This is a genomic window from Janthinobacterium tructae, assembly GCF_006517255.1.
GTDB lineage: Bacteria > Pseudomonadota > Gammaproteobacteria > Burkholderiales > Burkholderiaceae_D > Janthinobacterium > Janthinobacterium tructae.
On sequence record NZ_CP041185.1, the window covers coordinates 3,825,478 to 3,842,525 of the forward strand.

The 17,048-nt window shown below is 62.1% G+C and carries 16 protein-coding genes; 1 reads left to right on the plus strand and 15 read right to left on the minus strand.

Translation table 11 applies throughout. The features are described 5' to 3' along the window. Positions 1 to 23: 23 nt before the first annotated feature. From secF to queA, 5 genes are all read right to left on the minus strand, one after another. Positions 24 to 1,046 (minus strand): protein translocase subunit SecF, encoded by a 1,023-nt coding sequence (secF, locus tag FJQ89_RS16785; RefSeq protein ID WP_141170997.1) that lies wholly within the window; start codon positions 1,044 to 1,046, stop codon positions 24 to 26. A 90-nt stretch (positions 1,047 to 1,136) separates the two neighbouring features. Beyond that, positions 1,137 to 3,002 (minus strand): protein translocase subunit SecD, encoded by a 1,866-nt coding sequence (gene secD / locus FJQ89_RS16790; protein WP_141170998.1) that lies wholly within the window; start codon positions 3,000 to 3,002, stop codon positions 1,137 to 1,139. Between the two features lie 95 nt (positions 3,003 to 3,097). Continuing rightward, positions 3,098 to 3,430: a preprotein translocase subunit YajC gene (gene yajC / locus FJQ89_RS16795; RefSeq protein ID WP_099761858.1), complete on the minus strand. Its 333-nt coding sequence runs from the start codon at positions 3,428 to 3,430 to the stop codon at positions 3,098 to 3,100. A gap of 196 nt (positions 3,431 to 3,626) precedes the next feature. Continuing rightward, a complete protein-coding gene (tgt, locus tag FJQ89_RS16800) occupies positions 3,627 to 4,766 on the minus strand; it encodes a tRNA guanosine(34) transglycosylase Tgt (RefSeq protein ID WP_071075171.1) in 1,140 nt (379 codons plus the stop codon). 2 nt (positions 4,767 to 4,768) lie between these two features. After that, positions 4,769 to 5,824 carry a tRNA preQ1(34) S-adenosylmethionine ribosyltransferase-isomerase QueA gene (queA, locus tag FJQ89_RS16805; protein ID WP_141170999.1) on the minus strand — a complete coding sequence of 352 codons (1,056 nt, stop codon included), beginning with the start codon at positions 5,822 to 5,824 and terminating at the stop codon, positions 4,769 to 4,771. A gap of 178 nt (positions 5,825 to 6,002) precedes the next feature. Here queA and recG point away from each other — a divergent pair, with 178 nt between their 5' ends. Then, on the plus strand, positions 6,003 to 8,105 hold the full coding sequence (gene recG, locus FJQ89_RS16810) for an ATP-dependent DNA helicase RecG (RefSeq protein WP_141171000.1): 2,103 nt from the start codon (positions 6,003 to 6,005) through the stop codon (positions 8,103 to 8,105). Positions 8,106 to 8,230: 125 nt separating this feature from the next. Here recG and FJQ89_RS16815 read toward each other — a convergent pair whose 3' ends face one another. From FJQ89_RS16815 to FJQ89_RS16855, 10 genes are all read right to left on the minus strand, one after another. Further along, entirely contained in the window at positions 8,231 to 8,722 is a 492-nt protein-coding gene (locus FJQ89_RS16815) for an REP-associated tyrosine transposase (RefSeq protein ID WP_141171001.1), read from the minus strand. A gap of 204 nt (positions 8,723 to 8,926) precedes the next feature. Further along, a complete protein-coding gene (locus FJQ89_RS28620) occupies positions 8,927 to 9,052 on the minus strand; it encodes a hypothetical protein (RefSeq protein ID WP_279239594.1) in 126 nt (41 codons plus the stop codon). Beyond that, positions 9,052 to 10,266, minus strand: coding sequence for an MFS transporter (locus FJQ89_RS16820; protein WP_141171002.1), 1,215 nt, complete (start codon positions 10,264 to 10,266; stop codon positions 9,052 to 9,054). Before FJQ89_RS16820 ends, FJQ89_RS28620 begins: the two co-directional genes overlap by 1 nt. An 11-nt stretch (positions 10,267 to 10,277) precedes the next feature. Beyond that, positions 10,278 to 11,279, minus strand: coding sequence for a Gfo/Idh/MocA family protein (locus FJQ89_RS16825; protein WP_141171003.1), 1,002 nt, complete (start codon positions 11,277 to 11,279; stop codon positions 10,278 to 10,280). A gap of 3 nt (positions 11,280 to 11,282) precedes the next feature. Then, a complete protein-coding gene (locus FJQ89_RS16830; RefSeq protein ID WP_141171004.1) occupies positions 11,283 to 12,098 on the minus strand; it encodes a DUF3025 domain-containing protein in 816 nt (271 codons plus the stop codon). Between the two features lie 7 nt (positions 12,099 to 12,105). Continuing rightward, entirely contained in the window at positions 12,106 to 13,170 is a 1,065-nt protein-coding gene (pyrC, locus tag FJQ89_RS16835; protein ID WP_141171005.1) for a dihydroorotase, read from the minus strand. 151 nt (positions 13,171 to 13,321) lie between these two features. Further along, on the minus strand, positions 13,322 to 14,770 hold the full coding sequence (locus FJQ89_RS16840) for an amidohydrolase family protein (RefSeq protein ID WP_243136093.1): 1,449 nt from the start codon (positions 14,768 to 14,770) through the stop codon (positions 13,322 to 13,324). Between the two features lie 37 nt (positions 14,771 to 14,807). Further along, a complete protein-coding gene (locus FJQ89_RS16845) occupies positions 14,808 to 15,533 on the minus strand; it encodes an amino acid ABC transporter ATP-binding protein (protein WP_099376217.1) in 726 nt (241 codons plus the stop codon). A 19-nt stretch (positions 15,534 to 15,552) separates the two neighbouring features. Then, entirely contained in the window at positions 15,553 to 16,245 is a 693-nt protein-coding gene (locus tag FJQ89_RS16850; RefSeq protein WP_141171007.1) for an amino acid ABC transporter permease, read from the minus strand. 1 nt (position 16,246) lies between these two features. Then, positions 16,247 to 16,996, minus strand: coding sequence for an amino acid ABC transporter permease (locus tag FJQ89_RS16855; RefSeq protein ID WP_096238712.1), 750 nt, complete (start codon positions 16,994 to 16,996; stop codon positions 16,247 to 16,249). Between the last annotated feature and the right edge of the window lie 52 nt (positions 16,997 to 17,048).

Sequence of the window (17,048 nt, forward strand, 5' to 3'; positions counted from 1 at the left end):
ATTCGTCATGCAACAAACTGCGCTTACACCACGGCGCCGTCGGTTTCGTCTTTTTCCTTGACCGGCTTGATCAAGTCTTCGCGCTTGACGCCCAGCCACATGGCGATCGAGGCCGCGACGAACACGGACGAGTAAATACCGAAGCAGATACCGATGGTCAGCGCCAGTGCGAAGTGGTGCAGGGTCTGGCCGCCGAAGACCAGCATCGACAGCACCATCATCTGGGTCGAACCGTGGGTGATGATGGTACGCGAAATGGTGCTGGTGATCGCGCTGTCGATCACTTCATGCACGGTCGCCTTGCGCTGCTTGCGGAAGTTTTCGCGGATACGGTCAAAGATCACCACCGATTCGTTGACCGAGTAACCGAGCACCGCCAGGATCGCCGCCAGCACCGTCAGCGAGAATTCCCACTGGAAGAAGGCAAAGAAGCCCAGGATGATGACCACGTCATGCAAGTTGGCGATAATCGCCGAGACGGCGTATTTCCATTCGAAGCGCACGGCCAGGTAGGCCATCACGCCCAGGATCACCATCACCAGCGCGTTCAAGCCGTTCTGCGTCAGTTCCTCGCCCACTTGCGGGCCGACGAATTCCACTTTCTGCAGCACCAGCGCTTCGTTGCCGGCAGCGTCCACGCAGGCAGTCTTGATGACGTGCTCGCCCTTTTCAGTAACGGTATCGATGCCCTTGGTCGTGCCCTGCTCGACCTTGCACAGGGTTTCGAACACGCGCTGCGAGGTATTCGCGGCAGTCACGCCCTTTTCCACCGGCAGGCGGATCATCACGTCGCGCGCCGTATCGAAGCTGGTCACGCCCGGCTCTTCATAGCCGAGGCCAATCAGGGTGCCGCGTATGCCTTCAAGGTTGGCCGCTTTCGGGTATTTGACCTCCATCACGGTGCCGCCCTTGAATTCCACGGACAGGTGCAAGCCCTTGTGGAACAGGAAGAAGACGGCGGCAATGAAGGTCACGGCCGAAATCACGTTGAAAATCAACGCATGGCGCATGAAGGGAATATCTTTTTTGATCCGGAAAAATTCCATGAAATCCTCTGAGTTCTGTTCTGTGCATCCGGCGGCTGGGCCGCCGGACGCGATCGCTGTTGTCGCTATTGGGTGAGTCCGGGCCGCCGCTTATTTGCTCGTGCCCGGTACCCACACCGTGCCGATCGACAAGGTCGTCAGCTTTTTCTTGCGGCCATACCAGAGGTTGACCACGCCGCGCGACACGAACACGGAGGAGAACATCGACGTCAGGATGCCCAGGCAATGCACGACGGCAAAGCCGCGCACGGGACCGCTGCCGAAGGCCAGCAATGCCAGGCCGACGATCAGGGTGGTCACGTTCGAGTCGAGAATCGTGGCCCATGCACGGTCGAAGCCGGCGGCGATCGCCGCTTGTGGCGTACTGCCGGCACGCAGCTCTTCACGGATACGTTCATTGATCAGCACGTTGGCGTCAATCGCCATGCCCAGCGCCAGCGCGATCGCGGCGATACCGGGCAAGGTCAACGTCACCTGGATCATCGACAGCAAGCCGACCAGCAACAGCAGGTTGGTGGCCAGGGCCAGCACGCTGAAGGCGCCGAACAGCATGTAGTAGGCGATCATGAAGATGGCGATGGCGATGAAGCCATACAGAGTCGAGTGGAAGCCCTTGGCGATGTTTTCCGCGCCCAGTTGCGGTCCGATCGTGCGTTCCTCGATGACGGTCATCGGTGCGGACAGGGCGCCCGAGCGCAGCAGCAGCGCCAGTTCATTCGCGTTTTCCGCGCCGCCCATGCCGGTGATCTGGAAGCGCGAACCGAGTTCCTGCTGAATGGTCGCGACCGACAGCACTTCCGGCTTGCCCTTTTCAAACAGCACGATGGCCATGCGCTTGCCCACGCGTTCGCGCGTCGCTTCGCGCATCTTGCGGCCGCCGTCGCCGTTCAGGTCGATAGACACGGCCGCTTGCTGGTTCTGGTCGAAGCTGGCCGTCGCGCTGGAGATATAGTCGCCCGTCAGGATCACGTCTTTCGACAGCACGACAGGCACACCCTTGCCAACGGTAAACAATTCCGAGTTGAACGGGATGGCGCTCGACAGTTCCGTGCCAGGCACGATGCCTTCGTCGACCAGGCGCACTTCCAGCGTCGCCGTGCGGCCGATGATGGCTTTCGCGCGGGCCACGTCCTGTACGCCGGGCAGTTGCACCACGATACGGTCAGGACCTTGCTGCTGGATCAGCGGCTCTGCCACACCCAGCTCATTGACGCGCTTGGACAGGGTGGAGATATTCTGTTTCACGCCTTCGTCGATGGTGGCTTTCAGGGCCGCCGGCTTCAGGGTGATGTTCAGTTTCAAATCGCTGCCTTCGCCCGCATCGGCGAACGCCAGTTCCGTCATCTGGTCGGACAGCACATTCTTGGCCTTCAGGCGCGTATCGGCGTCGCGGAAGCTGATCTGCACGCTGTCGCCCACGCGCTCGATGCCGGCGTGGCGGATATTCTTGTCGCGCAACACGCTACGCGCGGCGGACTGGACGCCCTGGACTTTCTTGTTCAGTACGGCTTTCGCATCGACCTGCATCAGGAAGTGCACGCCGCCGCGCAAGTCCAGGCCCAGGAACATGGGCAAGGCATGCAATTTTTGCATCCACAATGGGGTATTGGCTTGCAGGTTGACCGTCACGATGTACGCAGGGTCGCTGGCATCCGTATTCAGGTCCTTTTCCAGCACCAGTTTTGCCTTGAACTGGGTATCGGGATCGGCGAAACGCACGCGCACGGAGGCGAGGTTGCCAGCGCCATCCATGGTGACACCTTCCGACTTGACGTTTTCTTTCGTCAATATTTCCGCGACTTGCGTCATCAGCTCGCCCGTCACTTTGACGGTCGACTTGCCGCTGGTTACTTGCAGCGCCGGTGATTCACCGAAATAATTGGGCGCCGTATAGAGTGCGCCCAGCAATAAGGCGACGACGATGATGATGTATTTCCAGGCAGGATAGCGATTCATATTGATTCAGCGTTCAGTGTTGAGCGTCGGAGGCGTCGCGAGGGGCGGCGGATAGCCGCCCCGGTCATCATTGCCTAGGCAATGACAGCGAGGAATTACAGCGCCTTCAGGGTGCCTTTAGGCAGCAAGGTGGTGATGGAGCTCTTTTGCACCGTGATTTCGGTGCCGGTCGCCACTTCGATGGTGACGTAAGCGTCCACTACCTTGACAACACGGCCCAGCATGCCGCCAGCGGTGACGACTTCGTCACCCTTGGCCAGCGCGTCCATCATCGCCCGTTGTTCTTTGGCGCGTTTTTGCTGTGGACGGATCATCAGGAAATACATGACCACGAACATCAATACCAGCGGCAGGAAGCTGGTCAGGTTGCCGCCGAAGCCGAGGGCGTCGGTTGGGGCTTGCGCATAAGCGTTGGAAATGAAAAACACGGTGACTCCAGTTCTAATCAGTTTGAAAAAATAGCGCTGTATTCTAGCATTGGCTATACGTCGTAACCCGAATTGCAGGCATGGCAACTTTAAGTGGGGCTAAAAAGGCATTATGCAATGCTTTATCGCCCCAGTCCAAGCACCAATACACAAAACTTCCAGCCCTGCTGCTGCCAGGGCTCAAGCTAAGCTTTTCTTAAGTTCCACGTGCGCGTTCCGCATGGAATTGCAGGGTAAACGCGTGGAAACGGTCTTCGTCCAGCGCTTCACGCATCTGGCGCATCAAGTCCAGGTAGTAATGCAGGTTGTGGATGGTGTTCAGGCGCGCGCCGAGGATTTCCTTGGAACGGTGCAAATGGTGCAGGTAGGCGCGCGAAAAGTTGCGGCAGGCGTAGCAGCTGCAGGTTTCGTCGAGCGGTGCCTGGTCTTCCTTGTACTTGGCGTTCTTGATCTTGATGTCGCCAAAACGGGTGAACAGCCAGCCATTGCGGGCGTTACGCGTCGGCATGACGCAATCGAACATGTCGATACCGTTCGACACGCCGGCCACCAGGTCTTCCGGCGTACCCACGCCCATCAGGTAATGCGGCTTGTTGGCCGGCAGGCGCGGGCCCACGTGGGCCAGCATGCGCATCATGTCTTCCTTCGGCTCGCCGACGGACAGGCCGCCGATGGCGATGCCGGGGAAATCGATCTCTTCGAGCTTGGCCAGCGACTCGTCGCGCAGCATTTCGAACATGCCGCCCTGCACGATGCCGAACAGCGCGTTCGGGTTCTCGCCGCGGTGGAACTCATCCTTCGAGCGCTGCGCCCAGCGCAAGGACATGCGCATCGACTTGGCCGCTTCCTCGATGGTGGCCGGACGGCCTTCTATCTCGTACGGCGTGCATTCGTCGAACTGCATGACGATGTCGGAATTGAGGACGCGCTGCACCTGCATCGACACTTCCGGCGAGAGGAACAGTTTATCGCCGTTGATGGGCGAATTGAAATGCACGCCCTCTTCCGTGATCTTGCGCATGGCGCCCAGCGAAAACACCTGGAATCCGCCCGAATCGGTCAAGATCGGCTTGTTCCAGCCCATGAAACCGTGCAAACCGCCGAATTTCTCCATGACGGTGTTGCCAGGACGCAACCACAAATGGAACGTGTTACCCAGGATGATCTGTGCATCGATCTCGTTCAGTTCCAGCGGCGACATGGCCTTGACGGTACCGTAAGTACCCACTGGCATGAAGATCGGCGTCTGCACGACGCCATGGTTGAGTTTCAAGGTGCCGCGGCGTGCCTTGGTCAGGCCGCTCGTGTCGGTCTTGAGTAGTGTAAATTCCAGCATGGTCAGTCTTTCACGGGAGTATCAAGGTTCAGTGCAGCGCGCGATTGCGTGGTCAGCAGCATCGCATCGCCATAGCTGAAGAAACGGTAGTTCTGCGCGATCGCATGCGCGTAGGCATGGCGGATCGGTTCATAGCCGGCAAAGGCCGACACCAGCATCAGCAGGGTCGACTTCGGCAAATGGAAGTTGGTGATCAGCCGCGTCACCGTTTTGAAAGCATAGCCGGGCGTGATGAACAGGGCCGTATCGGCGCTGCCCGCCACCAGTTGGCCGCTTTGCGAGGCCGACTCCAGCGCGCGCAAGCTGGTCGTGCCGACGGCGACCACGTCGCGCCCGGCAAGCTGGGCGGCGCGCACGGCGTCCACGGTGTCCTGCGGCATGGTGTACCACTCGGTGTGCATCTTGTGTTCGGCCAGTACTTCCGTGCGCACGGGCTGGAAGGTGCCGGCGCCCACGTGCAGGGTCACATAGGCAAAGTTGACGCCCTTGGCCTTCAACTGGTCGAGCAGGGCCTGGTCGAAATGCAGGCCCGCCGTGGGCGCGGCGACAGCGCCGGGCACCTTGTTGAAGACGGTCTGGTAGCGCGTTTCATCGAACTCGTCGGCATCGTGCTCGATGTAGGGCGGCAGCGGCAAGCGGCCATGCGCCTCGATCAGCTCGAACACGTCGGCCTCGAAATGCAGGGTAAAGAATTCGCCGGCACGCTGTCCCACCGTCACGTCGAAGGCGTCGGCCAGGCGGATGCGGCAGCCGGGCGGCGGCGACTTCGAGGCGCGCACCTGGGCCAGCACGGTGCGGTCGTCGAGCACGCGCTCGACGAGCGCCTCAATCTTGCCGCCGCTTTCCTTCACGCCAAAGAAGCGCGCTTTCAGCACGCGCGTATCGTTCATCACCAGCAGGTCGCCCGCGGCTAGTTGTCCGACGATATCGGCAAAGCTGCGGTCGACCAGGGTGTCGCCGTCCAGATGCAACAGGCGCGAGGCACTGCGCTCGGCCAACGGAGTTTGCGCAATGTTTTCTTGCGGCAAATTAAAATCGAAATCGGAAAGCGAATACATGCGTTTTGCTTCAAAAGTACATCAAAAATGATTAGGAGTGCGCAATGGAACATCTGGCACTATACTGTGCGCCTATACAGGCATTACAATAATCCGCCGCAACAATTTACAACTGCGGTACGCACAGGGTGTGCCGGACAACCCTCTATTTTACGCTAGCGGCACAAAAATCTCCGATATGTCCGAACCCAAGCCCGATCTTCCTCCCACAGCCAAGCCTGCCGCGAAGCCGAAAACCGCCAAAAAAGTGGTCAGCACGGAAAGCCGGCTGGCCAAACTGGGCTTGCGCACGGATATGGACCTGGTGCTGCACCTGCCAATGCGCTACGAGGACGAGACCCGTGTCTACACGATACGCGATGCCTGCCTGCGCGGCGGCGAGTCGTGGCAAGTGGAAGGCGTCGTCACCAAATGCGAAGTCAATTTCAAGCCGCGCAAGCAATTGCTGGTGACGATCGCCGATGAAACGGGCAATTTGCTGCTGCGTTTCATGAATTTCTACGGCAGCCAGGTCAAGCAGCTGGCCGAAGGCACGCGGGTACGTGCGCGTGCCGAACTCAAACACGGCTTTTTCGGCGCCGAGATGGTGCACCCGACGTATAAAGTGGTCAACGAGGGCGCGCCGCTGCCTACGGCGCTGACGCCCGTGTATCCGTCCGGCGAAGGCTTGTCGCAGCACGTGCTGCGGCGCGAGATCGCCGACGCCATGCGCCGCATCGACTGGCACGATACCTTGCCTGACGAGCTGTTGCATCAGATGCAGCTGTCACCGTTCCGCGCCGCCGTGCACCTGCTGCACTATCCGCCGCAGGACATCGATGAAAGCGCGCTGATGGACCGCTCGCATCCGGCCTGGGTACGCATGAAATTCGATGAGCTGCTGGCGCAGCAGCTGTCGCTGAAACGCGCCCAGCGCGCGCGCCGCTCGAAAGGCGCGGCGTCCTTGCCCATCGTCGGCAAACTCTCGGCATCCTTTGCCGCCGCCCTGCCCTTCAAGCTGACGGGCGCGCAGGCGCGCGTGCTCGGGGAAATCCGCGCCGACCTGCACCAGCCGTATCCGATGCAGCGCTTGCTGCAAGGCGACGTCGGCAGCGGCAAGACGGTCGTCGCCGCCTTGTCCGCCACGCAGGCGATCGACAGCGGCTACCAGGCCGCGCTGATGGCGCCCACCGAGATCCTGGCCGAGCAGCACTTCCGCAAGATCGCCGCCTGGATGGAACCGCTGGGCGTGAAGGTGGCCTGGCTGACGGGCAGCCTGAAGAAAAAAGAAAAGACGGCCGCGCTGGCCCTGATCGAATCGGGCGAAGCGCAGCTGGTGATCGGCACGCATGCGCTGATCCAGGACAATGTGCTGTTTGCCAAACTGGGCCTGGTGATCGTCGACGAGCAGCACCGCTTCGGCGTGGGCCAGCGCCTGACCCTGCGCAACAAGGGCGACAGCGCGGCCGTGCCGCACCAGCTGATGATGTCGGCCACGCCGATCCCGCGCACCCTGGCAATGACGTATTACGCCGACCTGGAAGTGTCGGTGATCGACGAGCTGCCGCCCGGACGCAGCCCCATCGTCACGCGCGCCATCGACCAGAACCGGCGCGACGAAGTCATCGCCCGCGTGTATGCGGCCGCGCTGGAAGGCCGGCAAGTGTACTGGGTCTGTCCCCTGATCGAGGAATCGGAAGCGCTGCAGCTGCAGACGGCCACCGACACTTACATGATGCTCGCCGAAGCCCTGCCCGCGCTGCAGGTGGGCCTCGTGCATGGCCGCCTGAAGCCGGCGGAAAAACAGGCAGTGATGGATGCCTTCATCGCCGGCCATATCCACGTGCTGGTGGCCACCACCGTCATCGAGGTGGGCGTCGACGTGCCGAACGCCTCGCTGATGGTGATCGAGCACGCCGAGCGTTTTGGTTTGTCGCAGCTGCACCAGCTGCGTGGCCGCGTGGGGCGCGGCACGGCGGCCAGCGTCTGCCTGCTGCTGTACCAGGGCCCCCTGGGCGGCGTGGCGCGCCAGCGCCTGATGACCATGCGCGAGACGACGGACGGTTTTGAAATCGCCCGCCGCGACCTGGAAATCCGCGGCCCCGGAGAATTCCTTGGCGCGCGCCAGTCCGGCCAGGCCATGCTGCGCTTCGCCGACCTGGAAACGGATCAATGGCTGGTAGATCAGGCGCGCGACGTGGCGCACGACCTGCTGCACGCCACCACTGCGGCGGCGGCCGCCACCGTGGAAGCGCATCTGGCGCGCTGGCTGGGTGGGAAAGAAGAATTTTTGAAGGTGTAAATCTGGTATTGCTTGCCTCAGGGTGTTGTCGGATTACGCGATAGACGTGGCGGCAAGTCGGGTAGGTCGGATTAGCGTAGCGTAATCCGACTTCTGACGTAATCCGACAACATTGTTAGCGCTCCTCACTCCCGTCCAACACCCTCAATCGCCACACCGTCCCCGCCCCAATCCTCTGCACACAAGCCGTGCTTTACATACCGGTGAAAACTGGAATACGGCCAATCGATAACTTTACCCACCAAACCATGTTTGACAGGGTTGTAATGGATGTAATCGACATGGTTGGCGAAGTCGCGCTCGTCGCGCAAGACATGCTCCCAATACCGCTGCTGCCAGACATTTTTAAGATTGCGGTGCTTGCTGAACCATGTCTTGATCAAGCGCCAGCGCGTCATGAAATCGGCATCGCCTTCAGGCAAGGTCCAGATGCAGTGCAGGTGATCGGGCAGGATGACGATAGCGTCGATAGCGAATGGCCTTTTATGGCGCACGGCGCGAAAAGCATCGCGCAGCACGTCCACGGCAGTGGCGGTAGCAAAAACGGGCCGGCGACGGGCAGTCACCACCGTGAAGAAAAAGCTGCCGCCTTGCTGGAATGCGCGTCGGTATCGCATGATTTCAGGGTATTGTCGGATTACGGCCTGCGGCCCAGACGCCGTCGGTATTGTTTATTCTCGGGTGATGTCGGATTACGGCCTGCGGCCTAATCCGACCTACGCAAATACGCTGACGGTAGGTCGGGTAGGTCGGATTAGCGTAGCGTAATCCGACTTCCAGCGTAATCCGACTTTTCGCAAACTACCTTGCGCCCGCGCAGCCTACATGCACATCCAGAAGCGGTTCGCCAGGTCGAGCATGAAGTCGGGCCGCAGATAGGCCAGGAAGACGATGGCCAGCAGTGCGGCGCCAGCCAGGCGCCACAGCCACATGCGCCAGCTGCCCATTACGCGGCCACCGCCACGCGCTTGACGGCGCGCTCGTCGATGGGCAGGTTGATCAGCGCGGCCAGCAAGCCCAGGCCGATGGTGATCATCCAGACGATGTGGTAACTGCCCTGGTGCTCGTACAGATAGCCGCCCAGCCACGCGCCCAGGAAACTGCCCACCTGGTGCGAGAAGAACACCATCCCGGCCAGCATCGACAAGTGCTTCACGCCGAAGATGCCGGCGATGATACCGTTCGTCAGCGGCACCGTCGACAGCCACAGCACGCCCATGCCGGCGGCAAACAGGTACACCGACCACGCCGACAAGGGCGCCAGCAGGAACACGGTGATAACCACGGCGCGCGTCACGTAGATGGCCGACAGCAGATAGCGCTTGGCGATCTTGCCACCGAGTTTGCCCGCGTAATAGGAGCCGACGATATTGAACAGGCCGATCAGCGCCAGCGCCGTGACGGCGATGTTCGGATTCATCAGGCCCTGGTCCTTCAGGTAGGCCGGCAAATGCACGCCGATGAAGACCAGCTGGAAACCGCAGACAAAATACCCTGCCAGCAGCAGCCAGAACGAGCGGCTGGCAATGGCTTCGCTGAAGGCCGCGCCAACGCTTTGCTGCGGACCGCTGGCGTGCGAGACGGGTGGCTCGCGCAAATAAAAGGCCATCGGGATCATCGCCAGCAGCACCAGCGCGGCCAGCACATAAAAGGCGTTTTGCCAGCCCACGGCGGAAATCAGCTGCTGCTCCACCGGCATCATCAGGAACTGGCCGAACGAGCCGGCCGCCGACGAAATGCCGAAGGCCCACGAGCGCTGCTCGGGCGGCGCGCTGCGCCCGATGATGCCGCTGATGGCGCCAAAGGCCGTGCAGGCCAGCGCCAGGCCGATGAAAATGCCGGAACCGGCGACGAACAGGGCCGGTTGCGTCACGAGCGCCATCCACACCAGGCCCGCCATGTAGCTGATGGCGCCGACAATGACGACGCGCATGGTGCCGAAACGGTCGGCCGCCATGCCGGCGAACGGACCGAAGACGCCCCACATCAGGTTTTGCATGGCCAGCGCCAGCGAATACGTTTCGCGCGTCCAGCCATTCGCTTGCGAGATCGGCTGCATCCAGAAGCCCAGCCCATGGCGCACGCCCATCGCCAGGGTCAGGACGACGCCGCTGGCGATGAGGACGGTTTTCAGGCTGGGGCGCGATGAGGGCAATGTCATGGGGTTCCTGTTCACGCCTGGTCGGCGCTGAGGTCGGAGCGATACACCAGACCGATCTGGTCACGCATGGTGTCAAGGTTATGCATCAGGGCCACGCTGTCGGCGTGCGGCATGACGGAACTTTCGAGCAGGCCGGCGCGGATGCAGCGCATCGCTTCGATCGCTTCATGCGCGTAGCCGTTGCCCAGATGCGGCGCGGCGATCACGCGGCGCGCGCCATCCATCGTTTCGACGATCAGGTGATCGGGCTTGTAAAAACGGTTGGGCAGGCGAATCCGCCCCAGGCTGCCGGAAATGCTCATTTCCGTCGGCGTTTGCGCGCGCAGGCTGCAGGCGCAGGACGAGGTGCCACCGCCCGCGTGCAGCAGAGAAAACACGACCTGCTCATCGACGCCGGTGGTGCCCATTTCAGCGAGCGCCTGCACCTGCGAAACCGGGCCGAGGAAAAACGCCGCCATCGACAGCGGATAGATGCCCACGTCGAGCAGCGCGCCGCCACCCAGTTCGGGATTGAACATGCGGTGCTCGGGCGGGAAATTGGCGACAAAGCCGATATCGGCCTGCACTTGCTGCAGCACGCCGATTTCGCCGCTGGCGATGATGCGCTGCGCTTCCTGCACGGCCGGCAGGAAACGGCTCCACATGGCTTCCATCAAAAACAGCTTTTTATCGCGTGCCAGGTCGACCACGGCCTGCGCTTCGCGCGCGTTCATGGTGAACGGCTTTTCGCACACGACGTGCTTGCCTGCGGCCAGGCACAGCAAGGCGTTTTCCGCATGCAAGGTATGCGGCGTGGCGATGTAGATCACGTCCACGCCGGGGTCCATGACCAGCGCCTGGTAGGACCCGTGGCAACGTTCGATGCCGAATTCGGCGCCAAAGGCCTGTGCGCCGGCATCGCTGCGCGAAGCGACCGCCACCAGTTGCGCGCCGGGCGCATCGCGCAAGCCCTGGGCCATCGCGCGGGCGATCTTGCCGGTGCCGAGGATGCCCCAGCGGACGGTGTTCTCCATGCTCTACTCTCTTTCTGCGCCAGCTGCCTTGCGCTTCGGGCGGAACACCGCCGCGTCATTGTAAAAATCGTCGTCCTGCCCCTCGCACCAGCCGGGCAAACCGAGTACGGGTAGCGGCGTGAAGTCGGCTGTCGTCAAGCCATCACGGGCCAGGTCTTGCGCCACGCGCTCGTCGAGCCAGGTGCGGCGTGCCGCATCATCGAGTGCGAAGTAGGCGTCGCCGGCAAAGATCACGCGCGTGTGCGCCGTGATGGCCTTGCGTGGCGCCACCAGTTTTTCCATCAGCGCGTGGCCGAACAGCCAGACCTCGGCGTCGCCGCCCGTACCAAATTTCTCGCGCTGCGCAATGAAGGCGCTGCGCCAGTCGTGTCCGCGCAAGGCCGCTTCCAGCGCGCGTCCGGCATCGCTGTCGCGCAACACCAGCAAGGCGGAATTCTCATCGAAAATCGTCGCGCCGTCGCGTGCCGGACCGCGCGATTTGCCGACGCCGGACAGGGCGATCTGCGCCGCCTGCAGCGCGTTCAGCTGCCGCTTGATGCGGGGGAAAGTGAGCCACACGAGCGCGTTGAAAAAATCGTGCAGATTGTCGCGCGTGGGCACGCCGCCCGTCGCGCCGATGAACTCTTCATAGGCCACGCCTTCGGGCAAGTCCGCTTGCGGCACGAAGGCCAGCGGCAAGCCGGTGGGATTGCGCAAGTCCAGCGCGCGCGCCCGGGCGTTCAGCGCCACAATCACCGTGTCGCGCTGCAGGTCCAGCCGCCGTCGCGCCGGCAGCACCGTGGCAAACCAGGGGCGGGTCCAGTCTATCGATGGCAGCATGGAGCGCTTAGACCATTTTCCAGTTGATCTGCTCGCCCGCGTTGAGCGGAATCACATGGCTGTCGCCCAGCGGCAGCGAGGCTGGCAAAATCCAGCTTTCGCGCTTCAGGGTGATGCTGTCCGTGTTGCGCGGCACGCCGTAGAAGGCCGGGCCATGGAAGCTGGCGAACGCTTCCAGTTTATCCAGCGCGCCGGCCCGTTCGAACGCTTCGGCATACATTTCCATCGCGTGCAGGGCCGTGTAGCAACCGGCGCAGCCGCAGGCCATTTCCTTGGCGCCTTGCGCGTGCGGCGCCGAGTCCGTGCCGAGGAAGAAGCGCTCGTCGCCGCTGGCGGCGGCCGTCATCAGTGCCAGGCGGTGCTCTTCGCGCTTGAGGATGGGCAGGCAGTAGTAATGCGGACGGATGCCCCCCTTGAAAATCTCGTTGCGGTTGTACAGCAGATGATGCGCCGTGATGGTGGCGGCGATCGGGCCTTCCGCTTCGGCCACGTACTGCGCCGCATCCTTGGTGGTGATGTGTTCGAACACCACGGACAGGGCCGGGAAGGCGCTGCGCAGCGGACGCATCACGCGCTCGATGAAGACGGCTTCGCGGTCGAAGATGTCGATTTCCGGGTCCGTCACTTCGCCGTGCACGAGGAAGGGCATGCCCACTTCCTGCATCACTTCGAGCACCTTGTAGCAATTCTTCAAATCCGTCACACCCAGGTCGGAATTCGTCGTCGCGCCGGCCGGATACAGCTTCACAGCCTGCACGATGCCGCTGTCCTGCGCGCGGCGGATTTCGTCGGGCGAGGTGTTGTTCGTCAGGTACAGCACCATCAGCGGATCGAAGTTCACGCCTTCCGGCACGGCGGCCAGGATGCGCTCGCGGTAGGCGCTGGCGTCCGCCGTGGTGGTGACGGGCGGTTTCAGGTTCGGCATGACGATGGCGCGGCCGAACTGGCGCGCGCTGTGCGGCAGCACGCTGGCCATGACGGCGCCATCGCGCAGGTGCAGATGCCAGTCGTCAGGACGGGTGATGGTGATGGAGGATGGAACGGCGGCTGGGGTGTGATCGAGTGTGGACATGGCGGCTGCTCTCAGGCGGTCATTGCGAATAACGCCATTTTACCAGCCGCGGGGCAGCCTCGCAGTCAATGGATGCCTGCGCCTGCTGCCTGCCTGACAACAAAACGGCCGGTATCAACCGGCCGTTTTTACTAAAAGAGAACGCAGAAGATCAGGACTTGGCCGGCGCCGTCTCCTGCTGCGCCACCCAGGCGCGAATATCGGCCAGCATCCGGTCCAGCGCGGCGCGGTCGTACACGTGGCCACGGCTGACCACCAGGCGGATTTGGCGCGTGGCTTTGATGTCCTGCAGCGGGTTCGCGTCGAGCACCAGCAAATCGGCCGCCTTGCCGGCCGCCACGCTGCCGTAGCGCTCCAGCTTGCCCAGGAAGCGGGGACCGTTGATGACAGCCGACTGCAAGGCTTGCTGCGGCGTCAGGCCGTACTGCACGTACAGGCCGATTTCATCGTGCAGGGCCTGGCCCGGATAGTCGAAGGAATTCAAAAAGCCCGCATCGGTGCCGGCGATGATGCTCACGCCCTGCTGCTGCAAAATCGGCAGCAGCTTTGCCGATTGCTCGAACTGCGCATGGCGCTGGGCGATCGCTTCCGGGCCATCCTTCGCGGCGCGCTGCACGCGCCAGTCGTAGGTGGCGCGCAAGCCCTTGCCGATGTATTGCAGGGCGGGATCGTGCGTGTGGTCTTCGCGGTCCAGGTACGCTGTCACGCGCGAACCCCACAGGGTCGGCACGATGGCCGTGCCGCGTGCGGCCAGATAGCTGAAGGCCTTGCGCGCCGTCGGTTCGTCGTAGCTTTGCAAGCTCTCGCGCATGGCCTCCTTGGCCGTCATCGCGCCGGCGGCCACCTTGGCCGTCAGCTCCTGTTCACGCGGCGTGGTGGTGCGCAGCAGGTACGATTGATGTTCGATCGTGCCCAGGCCCGCATCGGCCATCTGCCCCAATGTCAACTGCACGGGGATATGGCCCGAAGTGCGCATGCCCCGCTCGCGTGCCTGGCGCAGCGCTTCCAGGTACAGCTCCGGTTTCAGGGTGTTTTCCGTGATCTTCACGAAGTCCACGTGCTGCGCCTGCAGGCCATCCAACGCGCGCGTGACTTCCTGCGGCGTGCCCACTTCGATGGTGCCCTTCCATAGCGGCTTGAGGCCTTCGAGCTTGGCGCCGGAAGTAAAAATCGTCGGGCCTTGCAGCTGGCCCGCGTTGATTTGCTGGCGCCATGCCAGCACCGTGTCGGGCAAGTCGCCCGAGCAGTCGCGCACCGTGGTGATGCCGTGCGCCAGGTACAAGGGCAGCAGCTGCTTGTTCTCGTCGATCAGCTCGGGGCCGCCGCCAAAATGCACGTGCGTATCCCACAGGCCCGGCATCAGGTATTTGCCAGGCAGGCGGATGGTCTGTTTCGGCGCGTAGCTGCGCAGCTGCGCGTCATCGACGACGGCGACGATGCTGTCGCCCTTGAGCAGCACGGTCTTGCCCTTGACGGTGCTACCGGCGGCAACGTCGATCAGGGTGGCGTCGCGCAGGGCGATGTCGACGGCGATCCTGTCGGTCGCGTGGGCATGGGCGAGCAGGCCCAGCGCCAACATGGCACCGGCTATTTGTTTCATGTCAGGCATTCGCACTCAACTTCAAAGTGATGAACAATTAATGGATGATCTTGGCCAGGAAATCGCGCGCGCGGTCCGAGCGCGTGGTGTTGAAGAAGTCATCCTTGCTGCAATCCTCGATGATCTTGCCCTGGTCCATGAAGACGATGCGGTTGGCCACGCGCTTGGCAAAGCCCATTTCATGCGTGACGACCATCATCGTCATGCCTTCCTGCGCCAGTCCCACCATCACGTCGAGTACCTCGTTGATCATTTCCGGATCGAGCGCCGAAGTGGGCTCGTCGAACAGCATGGCGATCGGGTCCATCGACAGCGCACGGGCGATCGCCACGCGCTGCTGCTGGCCGCCCGACAGCTGGCCGGGGAATTTATCCTGCTGCGACAGCAGGCCCACGCGGTCCAGGTATTTCAAGCCCTTGGCATTGGCTTCGTCGGCGCTGCGACCGAGCACCTTGATCTGGCCGATGGTCAGGTTTTCACGGATGGACAGGTGCGGAAACAGCTCGAAATTCTGGAACACCATGCCGATGCGCGCGCGCAGTTTCGACAAATTCGTCTTCGGGTCGTTGACGCTGATGCCGTCGACAATGATCTGCCCCTGCTGTATCGGTTCGAGGCCGTTGACGGTCTTGATCAGGGTCGATTTGCCGGAGCCGGACGGGCCGCAAATGACCATCACGTCGCCCTTGGCGACCTTGGTGGTGCAGTCGGTCAGTACCTGGAACTGGCCATACCATTTGCTGACGTTATTGAGTTCGATCATCTTGTTCTTTCTTTTACGGTTAGCGAATGATGGCGACGCGTTTCTGCAGGCGTTTTACCAGGAACGACAAGGCGTAGCACAGCACGAAATACACGACGGCGACAAACACATACATTTCCACCAGGCGGCCGTCGCGCTGCGCGATTTTCGAGGCGGCGCCGACGAAATCGGGGATCGACAACACGTACACGAGCGACACGTCCTGGAACAGCACGATGGTCTGCGTCAGCAGCACGGGGATCATGTTGCGGAAGGCTTGCGGCAGCACGATGCTGCCCATGGTCTGCCGGTAATTCATGCCCAGCGCCTGCCCGGCCCACACCTGGCCGCGGGGAATCGACTGTATGCCACTGCGCATGATCTCGCAATAGTAGGCCGCCTCGAACATGATGAAGGTGATCAGCGCGGAAGAAAATGCGCCCACTTTGACGGGTTCGTTCGCGCCGATGATCCAGGCGGCGATGTACGGCACCAGGAAGTAGAACCAGAAGATCACCAGCACCAGCGGGATCGAGCGTATCAGGTTGACGTAGCTCGATGCCACGCCCGAGATGAGGCGGTTGCTGGACAGGCGCATCAGCGCCAGCAGCGTGCCCAGCACGATGCCGCCCACCATGGCCAGCGCCGTCAGTTTCAGGGTGAAGACCATGCCTGTCTGGAACAGGTAAACCCACGAGCGGGAGATGACATCGAAATCGAAGTTACCTAACATGTCAGTGTCCTCCCGTCTTGGCGCCGGCGACGATGAAGCCCGGGATGGCGACCTTTTTCTCGATCAGGTGCATCAGCACCACCACCAGCAGATTGACGACGACATAAATGATGGTGGCAGCCGAAAACGCCTCGAACACCTGGAAGGAGAACTCCTGGATGGCGCGCGCGCTGGCCGTCAGTTCGATCAGGCCGATGGTCAGTGCCACGGAGCTGTTCTTGATGATGTTCAAAAATTCGCTGGTCAGCGGCGGCATGATGACGCGTGCGGCCATCGGCAGCAAGATGAAACGGTAGGTTTGCGGCAGGGTCAGGCCCAGCGCCGTGCCGGCCAGTTTCTGCCCGCGCGGCAGCGCCTCGATACCCGTCGTGACCTGCACGGCCACGCGCGAGGAAGTAAAGAATCCCAGGCACAGCACAGCCGTGATGAACGGCGCGTTCGGCAGCGACTTGACCCAGGCGCCCAGGTCCGGCGGCAGCAATTCCGGCATGACGAAATACCAGAGGAACATCTGCACCAGCAGCGGCACATTGCGGAACAATTCGACATACGCATTGGCCACGCCCACCAGCCATTTGTTCGGCAGGGTACGGACGGTGCCGATCACCAGGCCCAGGATCAAGGCCATGATCCAGGCCGCACCGGCCGTGGCCAGGGTCCACACCAGGCCGGACCACAGGGTATCCATATACGTGCCCACGCCATCAGGGGACATCTCCCAGAAGATGCGCCAATTCCAGTTGTAATTCATGATCATCCTTCCCATGCAGCTCGAGGAAAGCGGCCAGCCGCCTACCCCGCAA

What these genes read in the sequence shown, in the direction of transcription:
- recG (WP_141171000.1), top strand. Translation starts at nt 6,003, where the DNA reads ATGTCCGAACCCAAGCCCGATCTTCCTCCCACAGCCAAGCCTGCCGCG.
- FJQ89_RS16850 (WP_141171007.1), bottom strand. Translation starts at nt 16,245, where the DNA reads ATGTTAGGTAACTTCGATTTCGATGTCATCTCCCGCTCGTGGGTTTAC.
- pyrC (WP_141171005.1), bottom strand. Translation starts at nt 13,170, where the DNA reads ATGTCCACACTCGATCACACCCCAGCCGCCGTTCCATCCTCCATCACC.
- FJQ89_RS16820 (WP_141171002.1), bottom strand. Translation starts at nt 10,266, where the DNA reads ATGACATTGCCCTCATCGCGCCCCAGCCTGAAAACCGTCCTCATCGCC.
- secD (WP_141170998.1), bottom strand. Translation starts at nt 3,002, where the DNA reads ATGAATCGCTATCCTGCCTGGAAATACATCATCATCGTCGTCGCCTTA.
- FJQ89_RS16815 (WP_141171001.1), bottom strand. Translation starts at nt 8,722, where the DNA reads ATGCGATACCGACGCGCATTCCAGCAAGGCGGCAGCTTTTTCTTCACG.
- queA (WP_141170999.1), bottom strand. Translation starts at nt 5,824, where the DNA reads ATGTATTCGCTTTCCGATTTCGATTTTAATTTGCCGCAAGAAAACATT.
- secF (WP_141170997.1), bottom strand. Translation starts at nt 1,046, where the DNA reads ATGGAATTTTTCCGGATCAAAAAAGATATTCCCTTCATGCGCCATGCG.
- FJQ89_RS16840 (WP_243136093.1), bottom strand. Translation starts at nt 14,770, where the DNA reads ATGAAACAAATAGCCGGTGCCATGTTGGCGCTGGGCCTGCTCGCCCAT.
- FJQ89_RS28620 (WP_279239594.1), bottom strand. Translation starts at nt 9,052, where the DNA reads ATGGGCAGCTGGCGCATGTGGCTGTGGCGCCTGGCTGGCGCCGCACTG.
- FJQ89_RS16855 (WP_096238712.1), bottom strand. Translation starts at nt 16,996, where the DNA reads ATGAATTACAACTGGAATTGGCGCATCTTCTGGGAGATGTCCCCTGAT.
- FJQ89_RS16845 (WP_099376217.1), bottom strand. Translation starts at nt 15,533, where the DNA reads ATGATCGAACTCAATAACGTCAGCAAATGGTATGGCCAGTTCCAGGTA.
- FJQ89_RS16830 (WP_141171004.1), bottom strand. Translation starts at nt 12,098, where the DNA reads ATGCTGCCATCGATAGACTGGACCCGCCCCTGGTTTGCCACGGTGCTG.
- FJQ89_RS16825 (WP_141171003.1), bottom strand. Translation starts at nt 11,279, where the DNA reads ATGGAGAACACCGTCCGCTGGGGCATCCTCGGCACCGGCAAGATCGCC.
- tgt (WP_071075171.1), bottom strand. Translation starts at nt 4,766, where the DNA reads ATGCTGGAATTTACACTACTCAAGACCGACACGAGCGGCCTGACCAAG.